Below are 23,257 nucleotides of genomic sequence, written 5' to 3' on the forward strand. Positions count from 1 at the left end.
ATGGGATATGTTGGTTTATTTATCACGCTGGATTATATAGTCCGCTAGCGCTTCCAGTGCCGAGGTATCGAGTGACTGTGCGGCCAGCAGATTCAGCGACTGGCGGGCATCTTCGATTAAATCCCGGGCTTTATTCCGGGCTTGCTCAAGACCCAGAAGTGCAGGATAGGTACTTTTGCCAAGCTGCTGGTCAGCACCCTGACGTTTACCCAATATTGCAGTATCGCCCACCACATCCAGGATGTCATCCTGAACCTGGAAAGCCAGGCCGATGCTTTCTGCATATTTGTCGAGTGTTGCCAGGCATTCTCGCCCTTTGTCACCTGCGCTTAATGCCCCCAAACGTACGGCGGCGCGAATCAATGCCCCGGTTTTGTGGCGGTGAATACGCTCCAGCGCATCCAGCTCAACCTGATGGCCTTCGGCTGCCAGATCCAGTGCCTGGCCGCCGCACATTCCGGCGATACCGCTGGCCTGGGCCAGTTCAGAGATCATCGCGATGCGGTCACGGTCAGACACTTCCGGCATCGGGGCGTCGCTGATAATGGAGAACGCCAGCGTTTGCAGCGCATCTCCGGCGAGGATCGCGTTTGCCTCGCCAAATTTTACGTGGCAGGTCGGCAGACCGCGGCGCAGGTCATCGTCGTCCATCGCGGGTAAATCATCGTGCATCAACGAATAAGCATGGATGCACTCGACGGCTGCCGCGGGAGCATCAAGCGTACTCAGGCTGACGCCAAACATCTGACCGGTCGCGTACACCAGAAACGGGCGCAGACGTTTACCGCCTAATAATGCGCCATATTGCATGGTTTCGACCACGGGAGTGTTCTGAAAGGGCAGTGGCGCGATAAAACGGCTCAGTGCCTGATTGGCCTGCTCAACGCAAGCCTGTAGCTGCTGCGTAAAATCCATTTACTCATTATCCGGTGTAAAAGGCGTAAGGGCGGCGTCTTCAGTATCTGACAGCAGGATTTGCACGCGCTGTTCAGCCTGTTGCAATTTAACCTGTCCCTGACGCGCCAACTGTACGCCTCGTTCGAATTCGTTCAGCGCTTCTTCCAGCGGCAGGTCGCCGCTTTCCAGGCGGGTAACAATCTGTTCCAGCTCGCTCAGCGCTGTTTCAAAACTGGCTGGCGCTTCATTTTTCTTCGGCATAATGAATGTCTGACTCTCTGTATTGGCAGCACAAGACTATGGTAACGGACTCGCACTGATAAGCAAATAACGCGCAATGGTAAGGCGATGTGCACAGGATGACCATGATGGTGGTATACTTGCGCGCCTGGATGCAGCCGCAGGGTATGGGCTGCTGTATTTTTTTCCATTACAAGTCATTCAGACTTGCCAAAGAACCATTGCCGCCATGAAGTTTATCATTAAATTGTTCCCAGAAATCACCATCAAAAGCCAATCTGTGCGTTTGCGCTTTATAAAAATTCTGACAGGGAACATTCGTAACGTTTTAAAGCACTATGATGAAGACCTTGCCGTTGTCCGTCACTGGGATCACGTTGAGGTTCGCGCGAAAGATGAAAGCCAACGCCTGGACATTCGCGACGCGCTAACCCGTATTCCGGGGATCCACCATATTCTCGAAGTAGAAGACGTGCCGTTTACCGATATGCACGATATTTTCGAGAAAGCGCTGGTACAGTATCGCGATCAACTGGAAGGTAAGACCTTCTGCGTTCGCGTCAAACGTCGCGGTAAGCATGAGTTTAGCTCTATTGAGGTGGAACGCTATGTTGGCGGTGGACTGAACCAGCATATTGAATCCGCGCGCGTGAAGCTGACGAAGCCGGACGTGACGGTGAATCTTGAAATCGAAAACGACCGCCTGTTGCTGGTTAAAGGCCGCTATGAAGGTATCGGCGGTTTCCCGATAGGGACACAGGAAGACGTACTGTCGCTGATCTCGGGTGGTTTCGACTCCGGCGTGTCCAGCTACATGCTGATGCGTCGCGGCTGCCGCGTACACTATTGCTTCTTCAACCTGGGCGGGGCAGCGCATGAAATCGGCGTTCGCCAGGTGGCGCATTATCTGTGGAACCGCTTTGGTAGCTCGCATCGCGTGCGTTTTGTTGCCATCAACTTTGAGCCGGTAGTGGGCGAGATCCTGGAGAAAGTCGACGACGGTCAGATGGGCGTGGTCCTCAAACGTATGATGGTACGCGCGGCGTCGAAAGTCGCTGAGCGCTACGGCGTACAGGCGCTGGTAACCGGTGAAGCGCTGGGCCAGGTGTCCAGCCAGACGCTGACCAACCTGCGCCTGATCGATAACGTTTCTGACACCCTGATCCTGCGACCGCTTATCTCCCATGATAAAGAGCACATTATCAATCTGGCACGTGAAATTGGTACCGAGGACTTTGCCCGTACTATGCCGGAATACTGCGGCGTGATTTCAAAAAGCCCGACGGTGAAAGCAATTAAGGCGAAGATTGAGGCCGAAGAAGAAAACTTCGATTTCTCGATCCTCGATAAAGTGGTTGAAGAAGCGAACAATATCGATATTCGTGATATCGCCCAGCAGACGCAGCAGACCGTGGTGGAAGTGGAAACCGTGAGCGGCTTCGGCCCGAACGATGTGATTCTGGATATCCGCTCTGTGGATGAACAGGATGACAAACCGCTGAAGGTTGACGGCGTGGACGTCGTTTCTCTGCCGTTCTACAAGCTGAGCACCAAATTCGGCGATCTGGATCAGAGCAAAACCTGGCTGCTATGGTGTGAACGCGGGGTGATGAGCCGTCTGCAGGCGCTTTACCTGCGCGAGCAGGGCTTTGAAAACGTGAAGGTGTATCGCCCATAATTGAGCAAACACCATGTTGAAGGCCGGATATGGCGGTTACGCCGCCATCCGGCAATACAACGTTATTATTCAAAACGCATGGGAAGCGTTTTCCCGTTCGACTCCCAGACGCCCTGATAAACCCCGTCTTTTAAATCCAGTGTTATTTTCTCTTGCGATTGTTCAGCTGCAGACGTCTTCAGTTCATAATGTTGATTATCGGCCGTATCGCACTTACCGGTTAATTCAATCGGTGCGCCAAATTTCTGGTAAAAGTAAGCCCCGTCAATAAAATCACCGTATTTGCACTCCACCTTCAACACAATACGCATGCTTTTTCCCAGCGTGCCGTACATCACCTTGCCGTCAATGCCGGGGGCGGGCTCAACCGGTGTTGTACTCTTTGCGCCAGTCAGATACTGGCCGTATGACGTGAGCTGATTATGCAGTTCTGCGGTAGGTATTTTCGTGGTGAAATCGCCCAGATCGTCGAGCGCACGGCTGGCATGGTTGCTACAGCGTCCATTCAGGAAGGCCAAATGGTCTTTTTGCAGAGAGAATTTATCGATGTAGTACAAACCGTCGGTGTAGGTTGCGCATGATGCGTAGAATTCGGCATAGTCAAAATCATCGCCTTTCTCTTCTTTTATTTGCGCCGACGTCTGCGATTTATGCGCATCAACAAAGGTGTCGATTTGGCCACGGATATCTTTTCTGATGCGGGTATTTAATTCGGCCATCGTAGAGCGGGAAAAGAGATCGTTGAGGGTAATTGCTGCGCCGTTGGCTAAATCGAAGCTGAGCGGTACATTGTACGATTCACAATACGCGCCGCACCCTTCGACAAACATGTTCAGTGACAGTATTTTGTCGTCGCGATACTCAACCGTGTAATCAAGGTTTGCGGTGGCGTTTCTCTCTGCTTTGGCGAACTGCTTCAGCGTAGCCTGTGGGTTGCTACCCGGCAACTGATTGATAAAGCTTGCGAAAATATAATCGTTAATGCGTTTAGCGACCTGAGGGTTATCCGTTGAAGTAAACCACGGCACGCGATACTGTATCTCAGCGCTTGCGGGGTAGCGATATTCAAGGTTTTTTATTTCAAGTTGCGTTGCTGCGGCGTAGCCGGAAAGGAGCAGTAAAGCCACTGCGCTCAGATATCCTTTCATTCTTATTCCTTGTAGGTAAGTGGCCTGAAGATTTATTCGTAGTAGTTATAAATTCCCGCAGCCATCACCAGCTGTGACGCTACCTCATGGGCTTTTTCACGACTAACCAACAGATCAATGATTTTTAAACCGAAATCGATGGAGGTTCCCGGTCCCTGGCTGGTTAACAGGTTAACGCGCGGATCCCACACGACGCGCTTGTCCTGCCATTGCTCCGCGGGGATCTTGTCTTTCAGCGCCGGGTAGCCGGTCATGTTGCCGATGGGAAAAATGTCGTGTGGGACGAGGACGGTCGCGGCAGCGGCGCAGATTGCCGCGACTATGCGTCCGGAGCGATGAAACTGTTTCACGGTTTCGACCAGCAGGGGACTGTCGCGAAAGCACTCGGCGCCTTTGACACCACCGGGCAGCACGATGATGTCGAAATCGCCGTCGGCAACTTCGACTAATGGCGCATCCGCCAGCAGTTTCACACCGCGCGAGCACACGATCGTCAGGTTGCCATCGCTGGCGACGCTGGCGGTTGTGACCTTAATTCCGCCGCGAACCAGCAGATCGATAGTAGTAACTGCTTCGGTTTCTTCACTACCAGGGGCGAGACATACCAGTGCTTGAGCGCTCATACTCACTTTCCTTTCTTTTAACCATTTCAAACAGGCGGGCATTTTCCGGAACGGCGATGCCGTGCGCGCGTGCGCGTTTTAACAAATAACCGGTAATGTAGTCGATCTCGGTATGACGCATGGCGCGAATGTCCTGCAGCATAGATGAGATATTTTCCGCCGTACTGTCAATCACTTGCTCGACATAATAGCGTAAATCATCCGCTGATGTGTGGTGGCCTTCGCGTTCGATTACCGCTGCCACTTCCTCGCAGATGAGCGCTATTTTTTCCGGATGGTGGCGTAACTCACCGTTTGGGCAATCCCATAATGCGGTCAGCGGGTTAATGACGCAGTTGACGGCCAGCTTGCGCCACAGCTCGGCGCGAATAGTGTTGTGCCAGGCGACGTCCGGCAGCACCTCTTGCAGGGTTTCAGCCAGATAGCTGAAATCTCCGTCTTGCTCACGCGCCGGTCCAATACGCGTTGTTCCCTGAGCGACATGAATGATGACGTTCCCGTCACGGCGCGCTGCGTGGGTGGTGGTACCCATCAGCAAGGGTTGCTTAATGTTATGTAACTCTTCAATCGTCCCCATGCCGTTGTGAATAAGCAGAATGGGCGTGGTTTCAGCCAGAATTGCGGCCAGGCCTTTTACCGCATCAGAAACCTGCCAGGCTTTCAGGGTGACCAGCAGCAGGTCGCTTTTTGCCAAAAAGTCGGGGTCGTTTGCCGTCAGGGATTCATTAAAAACTGAGCCATCCGTGTCGATCAGGTTTACGCTGCAGTAGGGTTGCGGTACGCGCAGCCACCCTTGCACCTCATGTCCATGTTTGCACAGTGCTGTAAGCCATAGCTGTCCTAACGCTCCACATCCCAGTACGGTAATTTTCATTCTTCCTCCTCACCTGCAACAACACCAGGTGTTAATCCATTTCGACCGCACCCCATTATTGTTCGCAGATGTCACTACCACGTACAATGAAGGGATACAGCCTAGTATAGCGCTGTCTGTTGAGTAACTTTGCAGGTATTATGCTTTGCATCAAAAATGAAGGGAGAGGAAAAGATGCCATCTTTCGATATTGTCTCTGAAGTTGATCTTCAGGAAGCCCGTAACGCGGTGGATAACGCCAGCCGTGAAGTCGAGTCACGCTTTGATTTTCGTGGCGTTGAAGCCACTTTTGAGCTGAATGAGTCAAATAAGACGATTAAGGTGCTGAGCGAGTCTGATTTCCAGGTCAATCAGCTGCTGGATATTTTACGTGCAAAGCTGCTGAAACGCGGTATTGAAGGCACGTCGCTGGACGTACCAGAGACCTTCGTGCACAGCGGTAAAACCTGGTTTGTTGAAGCTAAGCTGAAGCAGGGCATTGAAAGCGCGGTGCAAAAGAAAATCGTTAAGCTGATCAAAGACAGCAAGCTGAAAGTGCAGGCGCAGATTCAAGGCGAAGAAATTCGTGTGACCGGTAAGGCGCGTGACGATCTGCAATCCGTCATGGCGCTGGTTCGCGGCGGCGATCTCGGCCAGCCGTTCCAGTTTAAGAACTTCCGCGATTAAGTCGTAATGCCTGATCCGGCCTACAGGTCGCACATGCTATTTGTAGGCCGGACAAGACGATAGTCACCATTCGGCACTCTTCACGCCTGGCTTATCGCTTGCTCAACTTCGAATCGATTGGTCACTTTGCTGTCGATTTTCACGTAGGCTGAATGCTCTTTCGCCACGATTAACACTTCGCTTATCCCTTCTTTCGCCAACAGACGCTGCTTCAACGTGTCATCCGCGGCAATTTCTGGTGGGATTTCCACGCGCAGGCTGCTGACGTAAGGCGGTTCTTTCATTGTGCTTGCCACCAGTAACCAAATGGCTGCCAGCAGCGCGCCAGCCAGGAATACGGCCTGACCATCAAACATTTCGACCACCCAACCACCGAGTGAACCGCCAATCGCCACGCCAAGAAACTGGCTGGTGGAGTAAACGCCCATCGCCGTGCCTTTATAACCTGCAGGTGATTCTTTGCTGATAAGCGAGGGGAGAAGGGCTTCCATCAGGTTAAAGGCGAGGAAGAAAATCTGCACGCCCGCAATCAGACCCCAGAAACGAATGTTAGCGCTCCATAATACGATCTCTGCGATAAGGATCAGTAACACGCAGGCGAGGAACACGCGTTTCATCTTGCGCTTCACTTCGGCGTAAATGATGAACGGCACCACGGAAACAAAAGACAGCAGCATCGTCACCAGATAAATTTTCCAGTGTTCGGCGGCGGGGAAACCGGCTTTCGCCAGTTGTCCTGGTAACGCGACGAAAGTGGACATCAACAAAATGTGCAGGCACATGATGCCGAAGTTGAGCTTCAGCAGTTTAGGCTCCGCCAGCACTTTGCTGAAGCTGCCTTTTACCATGCCCGACTCGCGGTTCAGCACGTGGTTGGTACTATTGGGAACGACCCAAATAGTCAGCACGATACCCGTGGTGGCAAGAGCGGCAATCATCCAGAACAGCGCGTGGAGCCCCAGCGCATGGGTAACGATGGGCCCCAGCACCATCGCAATGGCAAAGGTGATACCAAAGCTGACGCCGATAAACGCCATCGCTTTGGTGCGGTTTTGCTCGCGGGTTAAGTCGGACAACAGCGCCATTACGGCGGCGGCAATTGCGCCAGAGCCTTGTAGGGCGCGGCCAAGAATAATTCCCCAGATAGAATCGGAGAGCGCGGCAATCACGCTGCCGAGAACGAATACCGCCAGTCCGCCGACGATAAGCGGCTTACGGCCGATGCGGTCAGAGAGTAAACCAAAGGGGATCTGGAAGACGGCTTGCGCCAGGCCATAAATGCCGATGGCAAGGCCTATCAGCGCTTCGCTGGCACCCTGTAGCGCCATGCCGTACGTGGTCAGAACTGGCAGAACCATAAACATGCCAAGCATGCGCAACGAGAATACGGTCCCTAAACCCCAGGTGGCGCGCAACTCACCGGGCGTCATTTTGTAATCGTTCATTCCCACCTCTGTATTAATTTCGCGCCTAGTGTAAAGCGGGGAAGGAATGGGGTAAACCTCTACGATATGTGGAATTGTGTAGCACGGAAACTTAAATAGTTACGGTTGCAACTAATTTACTTGCGATAATTACAGGTGTAGTCTTTTTGTGGTTATTACTAATGGAAACAGGGAAAAGGAAAATGGTATTTCGTAATAAATATCACCAATTGATTCAGGCTGATGACGGTATTCAATGGACATCATTCTAATGAGTATTCAAGACGATGTGTTAAAGCTTTTCAGGGAAGAAATACCCGGGTATTTGGATGAAAACTGGAAAGAGGTTCCTTTAGAACTCGACTCAGAACTATTTGATGTCCCCGGTGATGACCTCCACAGTGCTCTGACTCGATATGAGAAAGAGTTTAAAGTCGATTTATCATGTGTGAACTGGAAACCGTATTATCCGTGGCACAATTTGCCACTATTCACTAGATGGTTCAAAGCTAAATGGGAAGAAGTAGAAGGCACACGTTTACCTTTAACCGTAAGGATGTTTGCGGAGTCAGCAAAGGCGGGGAAATGGTTGTTTGAGATCTGGCCTGATGAACAAAAAGACGAGACCTGATGCTGTCAAAATCGGGTAGTAAATAAAAAGGATGCCGAAGTACCCTTTTAGCATTCGCTGAATTTACCCAACCAAGGTCAACAGGGTGTATGAATAATACATCATAAAGTCTAATGATATCATGATATTAGTACGACTAAAGATCGCATACAGTGGACATCCTTCTGATGAGAAATTATGAAGCTGAAGTTATTGAGTACATCATGAAGAATTACCCAATCAGGGAACGTTGGTTCAGACCTGGTCTTAAGCAGGTCACTAAACAATGGACCCTTGAGGATGATTTTCAGTTTGTTCCGGAAGATGCGTATGATTTTTTAGCTGATTTATTTGAGCATTTTGATATTGAATATTCGAAGTTTGATGGAAGGAATTATATTGAACAAGAATCCACTTTCTGGCGAAAAGATCCTCCTGAAATTGAGTTGAAGCCTTTGACAGTAGGTATGATTATTGAATCAGCAAAGGCTGGGAAATGGCTTTACGACTGAATAACATTCCTGCCAATAAAAAGGGTGCCAGAGCACCCTTTTCGTATCTGCAGATTCTTACCAGACGTAAGTCAGCAGGTTCTGCGAGTTTGGCACCATAAAGTCGACGGACATCATCACGGAAAGCGCGGTAATGGCGATGATGGAGAAGCCGAACAGCTTGCGCGCCCAGACTTTGTCATCTTCCACTTTATAACCGCGCAGCGCCATGCCCAACCACCAGACACTCACCGCCGCAGCAACAATCAGGTATTTGTAACCTGCATAGCCGCCCAGGGTTAGCATCAGCGTGGCGATAGCAAATGCCACGATGTACAGCGTGATATGGTTTTTCGCGACCGAAATACCTTTCACCACCGGCAGTACAGGGATGTTGGCAGCCTGATAATCCTTGAAGCGGAAAATCGCAATCGCGTAAGAGTGCGGCATCTGCCACAGGCTGAAAATAGCCAGCAGAATCAGCGCACCGCTATCGAACGCACCGGTTACGGCGCAGTAGCCAATCACCGGCGGCGCAGCGCCGGAGAGTGAGCCAATCAGCGTGCCATAAACGGAATGGCGCTTCATGTACAGGCTATAGACGCCCACATAGACCACGAAGCCCATTACCCCCAGCCAACAGGCCAGAGGGTTCGCGCCAAACCACAGCAGCATAAAGCCAGCAATACCCAGCAGGGAGGCGTATACCAGCGAGACCGCAGGGGAAATCAGACCTTTAACCAGCACGCGGTTTTTGGTCCTCTCCATCTTCCTGTCGATATCCCTGTCGATGTAGTTGTTAAATACACAACCCGACGCCACAACCAGTGACACCCCAACCAACGTGTAGATAAACAGGGGATAATCAATGCTGCCTTTCGAGGCCAGCAGGAACCCCCCAATCACCGAGATCAGGTTGCCAAAGATGATGCCTGGTTTCGTTACTTGCAGGTATTGCTTAAACATCATAATCGCCGCTCTTAGTGCATCATCATGTTGTAGTTAAGGTTCCACATAATCCAGATGGAGCCCACAACCAGGATGGCGATGATTAGCACAGTAAAGACAAAGGCCGTCATGTTCCAACCTTCATCAGATTTGCTATTCATGTGCAGGAAGCACACCAGGTGCACCAGAATCTGTACCACTGCCATTGCCAGAATAGTTCCCAGAATGACGGCCGGAGAGGCAGAACCTGTCATCACCATCCAGAACGGAATGACCGTCAGGATGATCGACAGGATAAAACCTGTCATGTAGGTTTTTACGCTGCCATGGGATGCGCCGCCGCTCTCGTTAGCATGACTCATTACATCGCCCCCATCAGATAAACAACAGTGAACACACAGATCCATACCACATCCAGGAAGTGCCAGAACAGGCTCAGGCACATGATGCGGGTACGGTTAGTACTGGTCAGGCCGCGACGAGCGACTTGCACCATCAGCACCGCCATCCAGATAAGACCGGAGGTGACGTGCAGACCGTGCGTGCCGACCAGCGCGAAGAACGCAGACAGGAAGCCGCTGCGATCCGGGCCCATACCGTTAACAATCAGGTGATGGAATTCATAGAGTTCCATCCCGATGAATCCGGCACCGAACAAGAAGGTCAACGCCAGCCAGGAGATAACCTGGCTCTTGTTGTTCTTGTACATGGCGATCGCTGCCATGCCGTAAGTAATGGAGCTGAATAACAGCAGGAATGTTTCAACCAGAACGAACGGCAGTTCAAAAATGTCCTTACCTGTTGGGCCACCTGCGGTGCCGTTCACCAGAACGGCATAGGTTGCAAACAGAATAGAGAACAGAATGCAGTCGCTCATCAGGTAGACCCAGAATCCGAAGATCTTGGTCTGGCCTGCATCGTGGTGCCCATGTTCGTGCGCGTGGGCAGTCGCGTGCGTTAAAGTATCAGTTGCCATTTTTCAGCCCTGCCTTAGTAATCTCATCGAAATGCTGGTTTTCCAGTTTTTCGATTTCCGGGACCGGCACGTAGTAATCCACGTCTTCATCAAAGCTTTTCACAATCCAGCTGATGATCATGCCTGCGAAGCTTGCAATCGCCAGCCACCAGATATGCCAGATCATGGCGAAACCAAACAGTGTTGCGAAGGCGGTAATGACGATACCGGCACCGCTGTTCTTCGGCATATGAATCTCTTCATAGTGCGCAGGCTGCTTGTACGCTTCACCTTTTTCTTTCATTTCCCAGAAGGCATCACGCTCGTGAACGTGCGGCACAACGGCAAAGTTATAGAACGGAGGCGGGGAAGAGGTTGCCCACTCCAGCGTACGACCACCCCATGGGTCACCGGTCAGGTCACGGTTCTGCTCACGGTCGCGAATGGACACGTACATCTGAATGAACTGGCACAGGATACCGAGTGCAATCAGCGCGGCACCACAAGCGGCAACAACCAGCATCGGATGGAACTGCGGGTCAATCTGCTGGCTGAGGCGACGGGTCATACCCATAAAGCCCAGCACGTACAGCGGCATAAATGCCACGAAGAAGCCGATGATCCAGAACCAGAATGCGCGTTTACCCCAGGTCTCGTTCAGCGTGAAGCCAAACGCTTTCGGCCACCAGTAGGTCATCCCCGCGAAGCAACCAAATACCACGCCGCCGATGATAACGTTATGGAAGTGCGCAATCAGGAACAGACTGTTGTGCAGTACGAAGTCGGCACCCGGAACCGCCAGCAGTACGCCGGTCATGCCGCCGACTGAGAAGGTCACGATAAAGCCAATCGTCCACAGCATTGCTGAGTGGAATACGATACGGCCCTGATACATGGTGAACAGCCAGTTGAAGATCTTCACCCCGGTCGGGATGGCGATAATCATGGTGGTAATACCGAAGAAGGCGTTTACGTTTGCGCCGGCACCCATGGTGAAGAAGTGGTGCAGCCAAACAATGAACGACAGAACGGTGATACACACGGTTGCCCACACCAGCGAGGTGTAACCAAACAGACGCTTACGCGAGAAGGTTGCAGCGACTTCGGAGAATACCCCGAATACTGGCAGGATCAGAATGTACACTTCCGGATGGCCCCAGGCCCAAATCAGGTTGATGTACATCATCATGTTGCCGCCCATATCATTGGTAAAGAAATGGGTGCCCAGATAGCGATCCAGGGTCAGCAACGCGACGGTAACCGTCAGGATTGGGAAAGAAGCGATAATCAGGATGTTCGCGCACAGAGACGCCCAGCTAAATACCGGCATCTTGAACATGGTCATTCCTGGCGCACGCATCTTAATGATGGTCACAAAGAAGTTGATACCAGTCAGCGTTGTACCAATACCGGACAACTGGACTGCCCATATCCAATAATCGACCCCGACGCTTGGACTGTACTCTATTCCCGAGAGCGGCGGATATGCCAGCCAACCGGTCTGAGCGAATTCACCTACGCCCAGAGACAGGTTAACCAGGATTACGCCGACAACGGTGAACCAGAAGCTCAGGTTGTTCAGGAATGGGAACGCAACGTCACGTGCGCCGATCTGCAGCGGAACCACCAGGTTCATCAGACCGATAACAAATGGCATTGCCACGAAGAAGATCATAATCACGCCGTGAGCCGTGAAGATCTGGTCGTAGTGGTGAGGTGGCAGGAAACCCGCTTCACCTGCTGAAGCCAGCGCTTGCTGACTACGCATCATGACGGCATCTGCAAAGCCACGAATCAACATGACGATTGCGACGATGACATACATGATGCCAAGGCGTTTGTGGTCAACCGAAGTCAGCCACTCTTTCCACAGGTAGGTCCACTTACCGAAGTAAGTGATTAGGCCCAGTAAGGCCGCACCACCGATGATAATGGCAGCGATCGTAACCATGACAATGGGTTCATGGAACGGCACTGCATCCAGCGTCAATTTTCCGAACATCGTATTCTTCCTCGGCCCCTTAGTGAGCGGATTCCGCGTGGCTCATGTCCATGCCTTCGTGTGCGTTGTGCTCACCTTCGGGTTGGGTCATGTCCATGCTCTTACCGTGAGCCATAAATTTGTTAATAACGTCTTTAAACAAATCAGGTTTCACGTTGGAGAAGTATTCCACCTGGTTGTATTCGCTTGGCACAGCCACTTTTTCGAACGCAGCCATGTCGCTCATGGTGTTCGGAGACTGTTTAGCTTTAGCAACCCATTGGTCGAATTCGGCGCGGTCCTTTGTTGCGATAGCCTTGAACTTCATACCGGAGAAGCCTGGTCCGCTATAGCTTGCGGAGATACCATCATAAGTACCGACTTCGTTGGCGATCAGATGCAGTCGAGTCTGCATACCGGCCATGGCATAAATCTGGCTACCCAGACGCGGGATAAAGAAGGAGTTCATCACGGAGTTAGATGTCACTTTGAACTCAACCGGAGTATTCGCCGGGAAGGCGATTTCATTCACGGTAGCGATACCCTGTTCCGGATAGATAAAGAACCATTTCCAGTCCATGGAAACCACTTCGATGGTAATGGGCTTCTCGTCATGCGCCAGCGGTTTGCTTGGCTCAAGAGCGTGAGTGGTTTTCCAGGTCAGTACGGCAAGGAAAATGATGATTAAGATCGGCACCGTCCAGACCACAGCTTCCACTTTATTGGAGTGTGACCAGTTCGGGCTGTACTTCGCATCTTTATTGCTTGCACGATACTTCCAGGCAAAACCAACAGCCATCAAGATGGCTGGAATAACGACAATCAACATCAGGCCAAATGCCGTCAGTATCAGTGAACGTTGTTCCAGTCCAATCTGTCCTTTAGGGTCAAGCAGCGCAGAATTACAGCCACTGAGTAACGCAGTGCCTGCAATTAATGACAACCATCCCAAACTTTTATTGTATTTCCTGAGTCTCATTTAACGACCTCAATTCCACGGGACCGGGTGGCGTTTAAAGTGTGAGGGCATTTTACGGGAAGGTTACATTACTGTAAACATCCTTGGATCTGTGTTACTGGGTTCTGCCATGCGTGTCACATATGTTACAATATATGTCGCTTTGACTTTAAGAACCTGTTGCAACATCACGTTATAACGAAAGCGGACAGGCGGAGGAGATGCTGAGGGTAATTGGTATAACCAATACGAAAATAAAACAATTAATTAACAATTAATTATCAATAAAAAGACAACTCAGGAACAAAAAATAAATCTGTAGTGGCTGAATCGAGTAAGGAAAATAGAATATATAAAAGGCGTCAATAATTTCCAAATTCTTTGGCGCACAAAATAACAAATATTATTTTTATCAATTGTTGTTTATTTAGCCGTTATAATTACGCAGGGTGATTACAACGGCTTATTAATACGGATTTTTACGCCAGACGGGTTTTGCGCAGAGCCAGATAATCCAGCAATCCGCCAAAAATGACCCCGCAGACGGCGACCGTCACTGAGACTTCAAGCAGTTCCGGCAGGAAGGAGAAGTGAGTGTAATCGAGGGCGTTCATCGTCAGCAGTAGCAGCCAGACTGCCAGCAAACAGCAACCCACTACCAGCGTCATTAATGCCAGACCGTACGCTCCACGAAATTCCGTGCGTGGAAGAAAGCTTTCATTTTGCCAACTATGCTCCAGGGTCTGACGACAAACCAGCAACAGTATGAGACCAGGGATCGCGGCAAACACCGAGAACAGATAAAACGTCGGCCATCCGTGCGCTTCGACAAACCAACCCGCTACCGGGCCAACATAAACGCGACCAACGGCTGAAAGCGCGGAGAGCAAGGCGAACTGGGTCGCTGAGAAGGACTTATTGCACAGCGTCATTAATAAAGCGACAAACGCTGCCGTGCCCATTCCGCCACACAGGTTTTCAAAGAAGACGGCGGCCGCCATACTGAACATGTGTTTGTCAGTGATGGACAATAGCCAGTAGCCTGCATTTGACGCCCCTTGCAGAATGCCAAATATCAGCAATGCGCGGAACAGCGAAAGACGCTGCATCAGGATCCCACCGTACAATGCACCAACGATGGTTGCCAGAAGCCCGAGCGTTTTATTCACCACGCCGACTTCACCCGCATCAAATCCGACGCCGCGGATTAAAAAGGTGGTGGTCAGACTCATGGCGAAGGCATCCCCAAGCTTATACAACACAATAAGCAGCAGGATAAGCCAGGCGTTGTTACGACCAAAGAAGTCGCGCAACGGAGCCGCCACTGCCTGCTCCAGCGTTTTGGGCACCGGAATGGCATCAGTCGGTTCGGGTGCTAACAATGTGGCAATGATGCAAGGTATCAGCAGCGCCGCCATCAGCCAGTACATGCCTTGCCAGCCCAGCCAGCGATCGGCCATCCACAGAGCCAGCCCACCGGAAACCAGCATCCCTAAACGATAGCCCAACACGCTGATTGCTGCGCCAGTGCCACGTTCTTCGGCAGGTAACACGTCGGTTTTCCAGGCGTCGAAGACGATATCCTGCGATGCTGAACAAAACGCGATCACCACGGCCAGTGCGGCCATCCAGCGCAGTTGTGTGCCGGGCTCAAGAAAGCCCATCGCGGCGATAGAAATGAGTAACAGCACCTGGGTTGCCAGCAGCCAACCGCGGCGTCGACCTAAAAATGGCGGCGTGTAGCGGTCCATAAGCGGGGACCAGAGGAACTTAAACACGTAGGCCTGGCCGACCAGAGAAAAGAAACCAATGGTTTTAAGATCGATATTCTCAACCGTCATCCATGCCTGAAGCGTACCTGAGGTCAGTGCGAGCGGTAAACCGGAAGCAAACCCCAGAATGAGCAGGATAGCTGAACGTGGTTGCTGAAAAATACGTAAGTAATGACTGGACATGGGCTTCTATAGGCCCGACGAACGCCGGGCCATATGGGCAGAAATTAACGCGCGTTCTGCTTGATGAAATCGTGAACGCTGGTGTCCTGAGACATATCAGCGATGGTGTCGGTCAGCACGCTGTTAACGGCGTCAGCGATATTTTTGTTAGAGGCCTGCAGAGCACCTTCAACAGAATAGCTTGCGCGGTAATTTTTGGTCATCTTGTTGCCGTTAGCCGCGGTCGCAATGATGGCGATATCTGCTTTGGTGGCGATGTTATAACGCACGCTACCCTGAGATACGTCAGCGTATAGCTGGCTAACAATGATTTGCAGGTTTACAGCACCGTTCGGCCCAATCATATAGCCGCGTGCGGTCATCTGTTTTTCCAGCACTTCTTGCAGCAGGAAACGCAGATCGCGGGACGCGGTCAGGGTAACCAGCTGGTTGTCGCGGGTGACTTTTGCCAGCGCTTGATCCTGACGCTGGTCGGCACCGTTGATGCTAACGGTCACGCCCATCAGGCTTGGGTCCTGCTGCGGCAGCGTAATCTTCGGGGAGACTTCAATAGTGGTTGGCGGCGTTGCGCATCCAGCTAACATGAACAGCGCGACTAACGGGAAGAGGATTTTTTTAAACATGCCAGGGCTCTCAGCGAATCTAAATTGTATGGTTGGAGAAAATTCCCGCCATCATAACATCGCCAACGATGAGGGGAAGTGGGTAACGCATGTAAATTCATTGTGTTGTCCGTTTTATGACTTTCTAAAGACCATAAACGGGATTTTTGCAATAAATCGAAGTGAGGATTCAGTGAACTTCATCCGTTTGGCTGAAAAATCAGACAAGCGCTAATTTTTTGTTGCTAAGGTGTAATGAAAACGGTAAAAGCGGCTAGTATTTAAAGGGATGGGTGACATCTCAGCGTTGTCGGAGGAAAAATTTCATGATGATTCGTGAGCAAATAGAAGAAAAATTAAGGGCAGCGTTCGAACCCGTATTCCTCGAAGTTGTGGATGAAAGCTATCGTCACAATGTCCCGGCCGGTTCTGAAAGCCACTTTAAGGTTGTGCTGGTTAGCGATCGCTTTACAGGTGAACGTTTTCTTAATCGTCATCGGATGATTTACAGCACGTTAACGGCGGAGCTTTCCACAACCGTTCATGCCCTTGCCCTGCATACCTACACCATTAAGGAGTGGGAAGCGTTGCAGGATACGATCTTTGCATCGCCTCCGTGTCGTGGGGCGGGAAGCATCGCGTAAAAACGGATTTGCAACAACCGACGCTTTTCCAGTATGTTGCTACAGATTATGTGAAAACGGCCTGCGGGCCGTTTTGTTTTGTCTGAATTCTGGGGGTGTCGTACAGTATTCAGACAAAAATTAGCCGGGAATTGTGAAAAAAGCCGCAGCAACGCGCGATAACCGTTCTCGACTCATAAAAGTGATGCCGCTATAATGCGCGTCTTATTTTTCGGAATGTCTTCGGGATGATTCTGACGACAGGGAATGTGATTGATTATGAGAACATCCCAGTTCCGCGAAGCCAACAACCTGTGCTTGCGGAGAAGAGTTGACCGAGCACTGTGATTTTTTGAGGTAACAAGATGCAAGTTTCAGTTGAAACCACTCAAGGCCTTGGCCGCCGTGTAACGATTACTATCGCTGCTGACAGCATCGAGACCGCTGTGAAAAGCGAGCTGGTCAACGTAGCGAAGAAAGTGCGTATTGACGGTTTCCGCAAAGGAAAAGTACCGATGAATGTTGTTGCTCAGCGTTATGGCGCGTCTGTTCGCCAGGACGTTCTGGGCGACCTGATGAGCCGCAACTTCGTTGACGCGATCATCAAAGAAAAAATCAATCCGGCTGGCGCACCGAACTACGTTCCGGGTGAATACAAGCTGGGTGAAGATTTTACTTACGCGGTAGAGTTCGAAGTTTACCCGGAAGTTGAGCTGACTGGCCTGGAAGCAATCGAAGTTGAAAAACCGGTTGTTGAAGTTACTGACGCTGACGTTGACGTGATGCTGGACACCCTGCGTAAGCAGCAGGCAACCTGGAAAGACAAAGACGGCGCTGCTGATGCAGAAGATCGTGTAACCATCGACTTCACCGGCTCTGTAGACGGCGAAGAGTTCGAAGGCGGCAAAGCGTCTGACTTCGTTCTGGCGATGGGCCAGGGTCGTATGATCCCAGGTTTCGAAGAAGGCGTTAAAGGCCACAAAGCTGGCGAAGAGTTCACTATCGACGTGACCTTCCCGGAAGAGTACCACGCTGAAAACCTGAAAGGTAAAGCCGCTAAGTTCGTTATCAACCTGAAGAAAGTTGAAGAACGTGAACTGCCGGAACTGACTGAAGAATTCATCAAACGTTTCGGCGTTGAAGATGGTTCCGTCGCGGGTCTGCGCGCTGAAGTACGTAAAAACATGGAGCGCGAGCTGAAAGGCGCAGTGCGTAACCGCGTTAAGTCTCAGGCGATCGAAGGTCTGGTAAAAGCTAACGACATCGACGTTCCGGCTGCGCTGATCGACAGCGAAATCGACGTTCTGCGTCGTCAGGCTGCACAGCGTTTTGGCGGTAACGAGAAACAAGCGCTGGAACTGCCGCGTGAACTGTTCGAAGAACAGGCTAAGCGTCGTGTAGTTGTTGGTCTGCTGCTGGGCGAAGTGATTCGCACCAACGAGCTGAAAGCTGACGAAGATCGCGTTAAAGGCCTGATCGAAGAGATGGCTTCTGCTTACGAAGATCCGAAAGAAGTTGTTGAGTTCTACAGCAAAAATAAAGAGCTGATGGACAACATGCGTAACGTCGCTCTGGAAGAGCAGGCTGTTGAAGCCGTTCTGGCGAAAGCGAAAGTGACTGAAAAAGCCACTTCCTTCAACGAACTGATGAACCAGCAGGCGTAATTCGTCGCTTTTTTAGCACGAATTTCCTACGCAAGCCCGTCACCTTTTGGTGGCGGGTTTTTTTTTGTCACGCATTTTGCATGGGAAGAGTGCGAAAACAGCGTTTCAGTGTTAGCGTTACAACAAAAGATTGTTATGCTTGAATTATGGCGATGTCGTACCCATTACTGAGGGACTAGCTGATAATCCGTCCATAAGGTTACAATCAGCACAGCAGGTTTTTTCAAATTTTATCCAGGAGACGGAAATGTCATACAGCGGCGAACGAGATAACTTTGCACCCCATATGGCGCTGGTGCCGATGGTCATTGAACAGACCTCACGTGGTGAGCGCTCTTTTGATATCTATTCTCGTCTACTTAAGGAACGCGTCATTTTTCTGACCGGCCAGGTCGAAGACCATATGGCTAACCTGATCGTGGCGCAGATGCTGTTCCTGGAAGCAGAAAACCCAGAAAAAGATATCTACCTGTACATCAACTCCCCTGGTGGGGTGATCACTGCCGGGATGTCTATCTATGACACCATGCAGTTTATTAAGCCGGACGTCAGCACCATTTGTATGGGCCAGGCGGCCTCAATGGGCGCGTTCCTGCTGACCGCCGGGGCGAAGGGTAAACGTTTTTGCCTACCTAACTCTCGCGTCATGATCCACCAACCTCTGGGCGGTTACCAGGGCCAGGCAACGGATATTGAAATTCATGCCCGTGAAATCCTGAAGGTAAAAGGGCGCATGAACGAACTTATGGCGCATCATACGGGTCAATCTCTTGAGCAGATTGAACGTGATACCGAGCGCGATCGCTTCCTCTCTGCTTCTGAAGCGGTAGAGTACGGTCTGGTCGACTCGATTTTGACCCATCGTAATTAATGCCCAGCGCGCATGTGTGCCGCTATAATTACCTGGAGCGGCACAACGCTGACTAGCGTCTTGCGCCTGAGAATGGCATTTGCGTCGTCGTGTGCGGCACAAAGAACAAAGAAGAGGTTTTGACCCATGACAGATAAACGCAAAGATGGCTCGGGCAAATTGTTGTACTGCTCTTTTTGCGGCAAAAGCCAGCATGAAGTGCGTAAGCTGATTGCCGGACCATCCGTGTATATCTGCGACGAATGTGTTGATTTATGTAACGACATCATTCGCGAAGAGATTAAGGAAGTAGCACCGCACCGTGAACGCAGTGCGCTGCCGACGCCACATGAAATTCGCAACCATCTGGACGATTATGTTATCGGCCAGGAGCAGGCGAAGAAAGTGCTGGCGGTCGCGGTATACAACCATTACAAACGTCTGCGCAACGGCGACACCAGCAATGGCGTCGAGTTGGGCAAAAGTAACATCCTGCTGATTGGCCCAACGGGTTCCGGTAAAACGCTACTGGCTGAAACGCTGGCGCGCCTGCTGGACGTTCCGTTCACCATGGCTGATGCCACCACGCTGACCGAAGCCGGTTATGTGGGTGAAGATGTTGAAAACATTATTCAGAAGCTGCTGCAGAAGTGCGATTACGACGTGCAGAAAGCACAGCGCGGGATTGTCTATATCGATGAAATCGACAAGATCTCTCGTAAGTCTGACAACCCATCTATTACCCGTGACGTTTCTGGCGAAGGCGTGCAGCAGGCGCTGTTGAAACTGATTGAAGGTACGGTTGCCGCCGTTCCGCCGCAGGGGGGGCGTAAACATCCTCAGCAGGAATTCCTGCAGGTTGATACCTCCAAGATCCTGTTTATTTGCGGTGGGGCATTTGCCGGTCTGGATAAAGTCATTGCTAATCGTGTTGAAACCGGCTCCGGCATTGGTTTTGGCGCAACGGTAAAAGCGCAGTCTGACAAAGCCAGCGAAGGTGAACTGCTGTCGCAGGTGGAACCGGAAGATCTGATCAAATTTGGTCTGATCCCTGAGTTCATCGGTCGTCTGCCGGTTGTGGCAACGCTGAGCGAACTGAGCGAAGAAGCGCTGATCCAGATCCTCAAAGAGCCGAAAAATGCCCTGACCAAGCAGTATCAGGCGCTGTTCAATCTTGAAGGTGTTGATCTGGAATTCCGTGAGGAAGCGCTGGATGCGATCGCCAAGAAAGCGATGGCGCGTAAAACCGGTGCGCGTGGTTTGCGTTCTATCGTCGAAGCTGCGTTGCTCGACACCATGTACGATCTGCCTTCTATGGAAGACGTCGAAAAAGTGGTGATCGATGAGTCGGTGATTGGTGGCCAGAGCAAGCCATTGCTGATTTACGGTAAGCCGGAAGCACAGCAGGCATCTGGCGAATAATTCATCAATTCATACAGACATTTAATTTAAAAGGGGGGATTTTATCTCCCCTTTTATTTTTCCGTAAACATGGCGTTGAATGTGTGGGAAACATCCCCATATACTGACATACATGTTAAAGGTGGTGTGGAGCACAGTCGTACCACCTGATTACCTGGCGGAAACTAAACTAAGAGAGAGCTCTATGAATCCTGAGCGTTCTGAACGCATTGAAATCCCCGTATTGCCGTTGCGCGATGTGGTGGTTTATCCGCACATGGTCATACCCTTATTTGTAGGGCGGGAAAAATCTATCCGTTGTCTGGAAGCGGCTATGGACCATGATAAAAAAATCATGCTGGTCGCGCAGAAAGAAGCGTCAACGGATGAGCCGGGTGTAAACGATCTTTTCACCGTCGGGACCGTGGCCTCTATTTTGCAGATGCTGAAACTGCCTGATGGCACCGTAAAAGTGCTGGTCGAGGGGTTACAGCGCGCGCGTATTTCAGCGCTGTCTGACAATGGCGAGCACTTCTCTGCGAAAGCGGAGTACCTTGACTCGCCTGCTATTGATGAGCGCGAACAGGAAGTGCTGGTACGTACTGCTATCAGCCAGTTCGAAGGCTATATCAAGCTGAACAAGAAAATCCCACCAGAAGTGCTGACGTCGCTGAACAGCATTGACGATCCTGCGCGTCTGGCGGACACCATCGCAGCGCACATGCCGCTGAAGTTGGCTGACAAACAGTCCGTGCTGGAGATGTCCGACGTTAACGAACGTCTGGAATATCTGATGGCGATGATGGAGTCTGAAATCGATCTGCTGCAAGTTGAGAAGCGCATTCGCAACCGCGTGAAAAAGCAGATGGAAAAATCCCAGCGTGAGTACTATCTGAATGAGCAAATGAAAGCGATTCAGAAAGAGCTCGGCGAGATGGACGACGCGCCGGACGAAAACGAAGCGCTGAAGCGTAAGATCGACGCGGCGAAAATGCCGAAAGAGGCAAAAGAGAAAGCGGAAGCAGAACTGCAGAAGCTGAAAATGATGTCTCCGATGTCGGCGGAAGCGACCGTGGTGCGTGGTTACATCGACTGGATGGTACAGGTGCCGTGGAATGCGCGTAGTAAGGTCAAAAAAGACCTGCGTCAGGCGCAGGAAATCCTCGATACCGACCATTACGGTCTGGAACGCGTCAAAGACCGTATCCTTGAGTATCTCGCGGTACAAAGCCGTGTAAACAAAATCAAAGGCCCAATTCTGTGTCTGGTAGGACCGCCGGGGGTGGGTAAAACCTCTCTGGGACAGTCCATTGCTAAAGCTACTGGGCGTAAATACATCCGTATGGCCCTGGGCGGCGTGCGTGACGAGGCTGAAATTCGTGGTCACCGCCGGACCTACATCGGTTCAATGCCGGGTAAACTGATCCAGAAAATGGCCAAAGTAGGCGTGAAAAACCCGCTGTTCCTGCTTGATGAGATCGACAAAATGTCTTCTGACATGCGTGGCGATCCGGCTTCCGCACTGCTTGAGGTGCTGGATCCAGAGCAGAACGTGGCGTTCAGCGATCACTATCTGGAAGTGGACTACGATCTCAGCGACGTGATGTTTGTTGCGACCTCTAACTCCATGAATATTCCGGCCCCGTTGCTGGATCGTATGGAAGTGATCCGTCTGTCTGGATATACCGAAGACGAGAAGCTGAACATTGCTAAACGTCACCTGTTGCCGAAACAGATTGAGCGTAACGCGCTGAAAAAAGGTGAACTGACGGTCGACGATAGCGCCATTGTAGGCATTATTCGTTACTACACCCGTGAAGCGGGCGTGCGTAGTCTGGAGCGCGAAATCTCCAAACTGTGCCGCAAAGCGGTGAAACAGCTGCTGCTTGATAAGTCACTGAAACATATTGAGATCAACGGCGACAACCTGCACGACTACCTGGGCGTACAGCGCTTTGACTATGGCCGTGCGGACAACGAAAACCGCGTGGGCCAGGTGACCGGTCTGGCGTGGACGGAAGTGGGCGGCGATCTGCTGACCATCGAAACCGCCTGCGTACCGGGTAAAGGTAAGCTGACCTACACCGGTTCGCTGGGTGAAGTCATGCAGGAATCCATTCAGGCTGCGCTGACTGTGGTGCGTGCGCGTGCGGAAAAACTGGGTATTAATCCGGATTTTTACGAAAAACGCGACATCCACGTTCACGTTCCAGAAGGGGCGACGCCGAAAGATGGTCCAAGTGCGGGTATCGCCATGTGTACCGCGTTGGTTTCTTGCCTGACCGGTAACCCGGTCCGCGCCGACGTGGCGATGACCGGCGAGATCACCCTGCGTGGCCAGGTTCTGCCGATCGGTGGTTTGAAAGAAAAACTGCTGGCGGCACACCGTGGTGGTATTAAAACGGTCTTAATTCCAGACGAAAACAAACGTGACCTGGAAGAGATTCCGGACAACGTGATTGCCGATCTGGACATCCATCCGGTGAAACGCATTGAGGAAGTACTGACTCTCGCGTTGCAAAATGAACCCTCCGGAATGCAGGTTGTGACCGCAAAATAGTGACCTCGCGCAAAGAGCACTAATAAAAACTGGGCTGGCAGGCCATTTCGGACTTGCCAGCCTTTTTTTGTATAGCTAATTTAGATGACGGATTGGGCTTGCCATCATT

The 23,257-nt window shown here is 51.3% G+C and carries 22 protein-coding genes; 9 read left to right on the forward strand and 13 right to left on the reverse strand.

From position 1 onward, the window contains the following. Window positions 1-15: 15 nt before the first annotated feature. Complete coding sequence (gene ispA / locus On2M_RS09560) at window positions 16-915, reverse strand: (2E,6E)-farnesyl diphosphate synthase (RefSeq protein ID WP_151218616.1); 900 nt, start codon at window positions 913-915, stop codon at window positions 16-18. Beyond that, entirely contained in the window at window positions 916-1,158 is a 243-nt protein-coding gene (gene xseB / locus On2M_RS09565; protein WP_038638224.1) for an exodeoxyribonuclease VII small subunit, read from the reverse strand. It lies immediately after the preceding gene. A gap of 208 nt (window positions 1,159-1,366) precedes the next feature. Here xseB and thiI point away from each other — a divergent pair, with 208 nt between their 5' ends. Beyond that, a complete protein-coding gene (thiI, locus tag On2M_RS09570) occupies window positions 1,367-2,815 on the forward strand; it encodes a tRNA uracil 4-sulfurtransferase ThiI (protein ID WP_005125147.1) in 1,449 nt (482 codons plus the stop codon). Window positions 2,816-2,880: 65 nt separating this feature from the next. On the opposite strand, the gene On2M_RS09575 is transcribed toward thiI, so the two are convergent. The 3 genes from On2M_RS09575 to panE are packed head-to-tail and all read right to left on the reverse strand — an operon-like array spanning window position 2,881 to window position 5,460. Continuing rightward, window positions 2,881-3,963, reverse strand: a complete 1,083-nt coding sequence (locus tag On2M_RS09575; protein WP_187259368.1) for a hypothetical protein — start codon at window positions 3,961-3,963, stop codon at window positions 2,881-2,883. Window positions 3,964-3,995: 32 nt separating this feature from the next. Next, window positions 3,996-4,586 carry a protein deglycase YajL gene (yajL, locus tag On2M_RS09580; RefSeq protein WP_187259369.1) on the reverse strand — a complete coding sequence of 197 codons (591 nt, stop codon included), beginning with the start codon at window positions 4,584-4,586 and terminating at the stop codon, window positions 3,996-3,998. After that, window positions 4,549-5,460: a 2-dehydropantoate 2-reductase gene (gene panE / locus On2M_RS09585; protein ID WP_210904718.1), complete on the reverse strand. Its 912-nt coding sequence runs from the start codon at window positions 5,458-5,460 to the stop codon at window positions 4,549-4,551. The genes yajL and panE overlap by 38 nt, the downstream gene beginning before the upstream one ends. A gap of 174 nt (window positions 5,461-5,634) precedes the next feature. Here panE and On2M_RS09590 point away from each other — a divergent pair, with 174 nt between their 5' ends. After that, window positions 5,635-6,126 (forward strand): YajQ family cyclic di-GMP-binding protein, encoded by a 492-nt coding sequence (locus On2M_RS09590; protein ID WP_003831002.1) that lies wholly within the window; start codon window positions 5,635-5,637, stop codon window positions 6,124-6,126. An 80-nt stretch (window positions 6,127-6,206) separates the two neighbouring features. On the opposite strand, the gene On2M_RS09595 is transcribed toward On2M_RS09590, so the two are convergent. Beyond that, the gene (locus tag On2M_RS09595) at window positions 6,207-7,571 is read right to left on the reverse strand and encodes an MFS transporter (protein ID WP_187259371.1); all 1,365 of its coding nucleotides are present in this window, start codon (window positions 7,569-7,571) and stop codon (window positions 6,207-6,209) included. Window positions 7,572-7,806: 235 nt separating this feature from the next. Here On2M_RS09595 and On2M_RS09600 point away from each other — a divergent pair, with 235 nt between their 5' ends. Beyond that, on the forward strand, window positions 7,807-8,181 hold the full coding sequence (locus On2M_RS09600; RefSeq protein WP_210904719.1) for a DUF1493 family protein: 375 nt from the start codon (window positions 7,807-7,809) through the stop codon (window positions 8,179-8,181). 167 nt (window positions 8,182-8,348) lie between these two features. After that, complete coding sequence (locus On2M_RS09605) at window positions 8,349-8,672, forward strand: DUF1493 family protein (protein ID WP_210904720.1); 324 nt, start codon at window positions 8,349-8,351, stop codon at window positions 8,670-8,672. Between the two features lie 57 nt (window positions 8,673-8,729). Here On2M_RS09605 and cyoE read toward each other — a convergent pair whose 3' ends face one another. From cyoE to On2M_RS09640, 7 genes are all read right to left on the reverse strand, one after another. Beyond that, complete coding sequence (gene cyoE, locus On2M_RS09610) at window positions 8,730-9,620, reverse strand: heme o synthase (RefSeq protein ID WP_210904721.1); 891 nt, start codon at window positions 9,618-9,620, stop codon at window positions 8,730-8,732. Between the two features lie 11 nt (window positions 9,621-9,631). Then, entirely contained in the window at window positions 9,632-9,961 is a 330-nt protein-coding gene (locus tag On2M_RS09615; protein WP_003021607.1) for a cytochrome o ubiquinol oxidase subunit IV, read from the reverse strand. Continuing rightward, complete coding sequence (locus On2M_RS09620) at window positions 9,961-10,575, reverse strand: cytochrome o ubiquinol oxidase subunit III (protein ID WP_003831007.1); 615 nt, start codon at window positions 10,573-10,575, stop codon at window positions 9,961-9,963. The genes On2M_RS09615 and On2M_RS09620 overlap by 1 nt, the downstream gene beginning before the upstream one ends. Continuing rightward, window positions 10,565-12,556: a cytochrome o ubiquinol oxidase subunit I gene (cyoB, locus tag On2M_RS09625; RefSeq protein WP_151218623.1), complete on the reverse strand. Its 1,992-nt coding sequence runs from the start codon at window positions 12,554-12,556 to the stop codon at window positions 10,565-10,567. The genes On2M_RS09620 and cyoB overlap by 11 nt, the downstream gene beginning before the upstream one ends. A 19-nt stretch (window positions 12,557-12,575) precedes the next feature. Continuing rightward, window positions 12,576-13,514: a cytochrome o ubiquinol oxidase subunit II gene (gene cyoA / locus On2M_RS09630; protein WP_210904722.1), complete on the reverse strand. Its 939-nt coding sequence runs from the start codon at window positions 13,512-13,514 to the stop codon at window positions 12,576-12,578. A gap of 458 nt (window positions 13,515-13,972) precedes the next feature. Next, window positions 13,973-15,448 (reverse strand): muropeptide MFS transporter AmpG, encoded by a 1,476-nt coding sequence (gene ampG / locus On2M_RS09635; protein ID WP_151218625.1) that lies wholly within the window; start codon window positions 15,446-15,448, stop codon window positions 13,973-13,975. A gap of 44 nt (window positions 15,449-15,492) precedes the next feature. Continuing rightward, window positions 15,493-16,071 carry a lipoprotein gene (locus On2M_RS09640; RefSeq protein WP_151218626.1) on the reverse strand — a complete coding sequence of 193 codons (579 nt, stop codon included), beginning with the start codon at window positions 16,069-16,071 and terminating at the stop codon, window positions 15,493-15,495. A 305-nt stretch (window positions 16,072-16,376) separates the two neighbouring features. On the opposite strand from On2M_RS09640, the gene bolA reads away from it, so the two are divergent. The 5 genes from bolA (at window position 16,377) to lon (ending at window position 23,148) form a co-directional block, all read left to right on the forward strand. Further along, complete coding sequence (gene bolA, locus On2M_RS09645) at window positions 16,377-16,694, forward strand: transcriptional regulator BolA (RefSeq protein WP_003021619.1); 318 nt, start codon at window positions 16,377-16,379, stop codon at window positions 16,692-16,694. Between the two features lie 344 nt (window positions 16,695-17,038). After that, on the forward strand, window positions 17,039-18,337 hold the full coding sequence (gene tig / locus On2M_RS09650) for a trigger factor (RefSeq protein ID WP_003021622.1): 1,299 nt from the start codon (window positions 17,039-17,041) through the stop codon (window positions 18,335-18,337). A gap of 247 nt (window positions 18,338-18,584) precedes the next feature. Beyond that, window positions 18,585-19,208, forward strand: coding sequence for an ATP-dependent Clp endopeptidase proteolytic subunit ClpP (clpP, locus tag On2M_RS09655; protein ID WP_003021624.1), 624 nt, complete (start codon window positions 18,585-18,587; stop codon window positions 19,206-19,208). Between the two features lie 126 nt (window positions 19,209-19,334). Then, window positions 19,335-20,609, forward strand: a complete 1,275-nt coding sequence (clpX, locus tag On2M_RS09660) for an ATP-dependent protease ATP-binding subunit ClpX (protein ID WP_003831013.1) — start codon at window positions 19,335-19,337, stop codon at window positions 20,607-20,609. 184 nt (window positions 20,610-20,793) lie between these two features. Further along, window positions 20,794-23,148 (forward strand): endopeptidase La, encoded by a 2,355-nt coding sequence (lon, locus tag On2M_RS09665; RefSeq protein WP_016152052.1) that lies wholly within the window; start codon window positions 20,794-20,796, stop codon window positions 23,146-23,148. Window positions 23,149-23,257 lie beyond the last annotated feature (109 nt).

Origin of the sequence: Citrobacter sp. On2M, assembly GCF_018035235.1 — a bacterium.
GTDB lineage: Bacteria > Pseudomonadota > Gammaproteobacteria > Enterobacterales > Enterobacteriaceae > Citrobacter > Citrobacter meridianamericanus.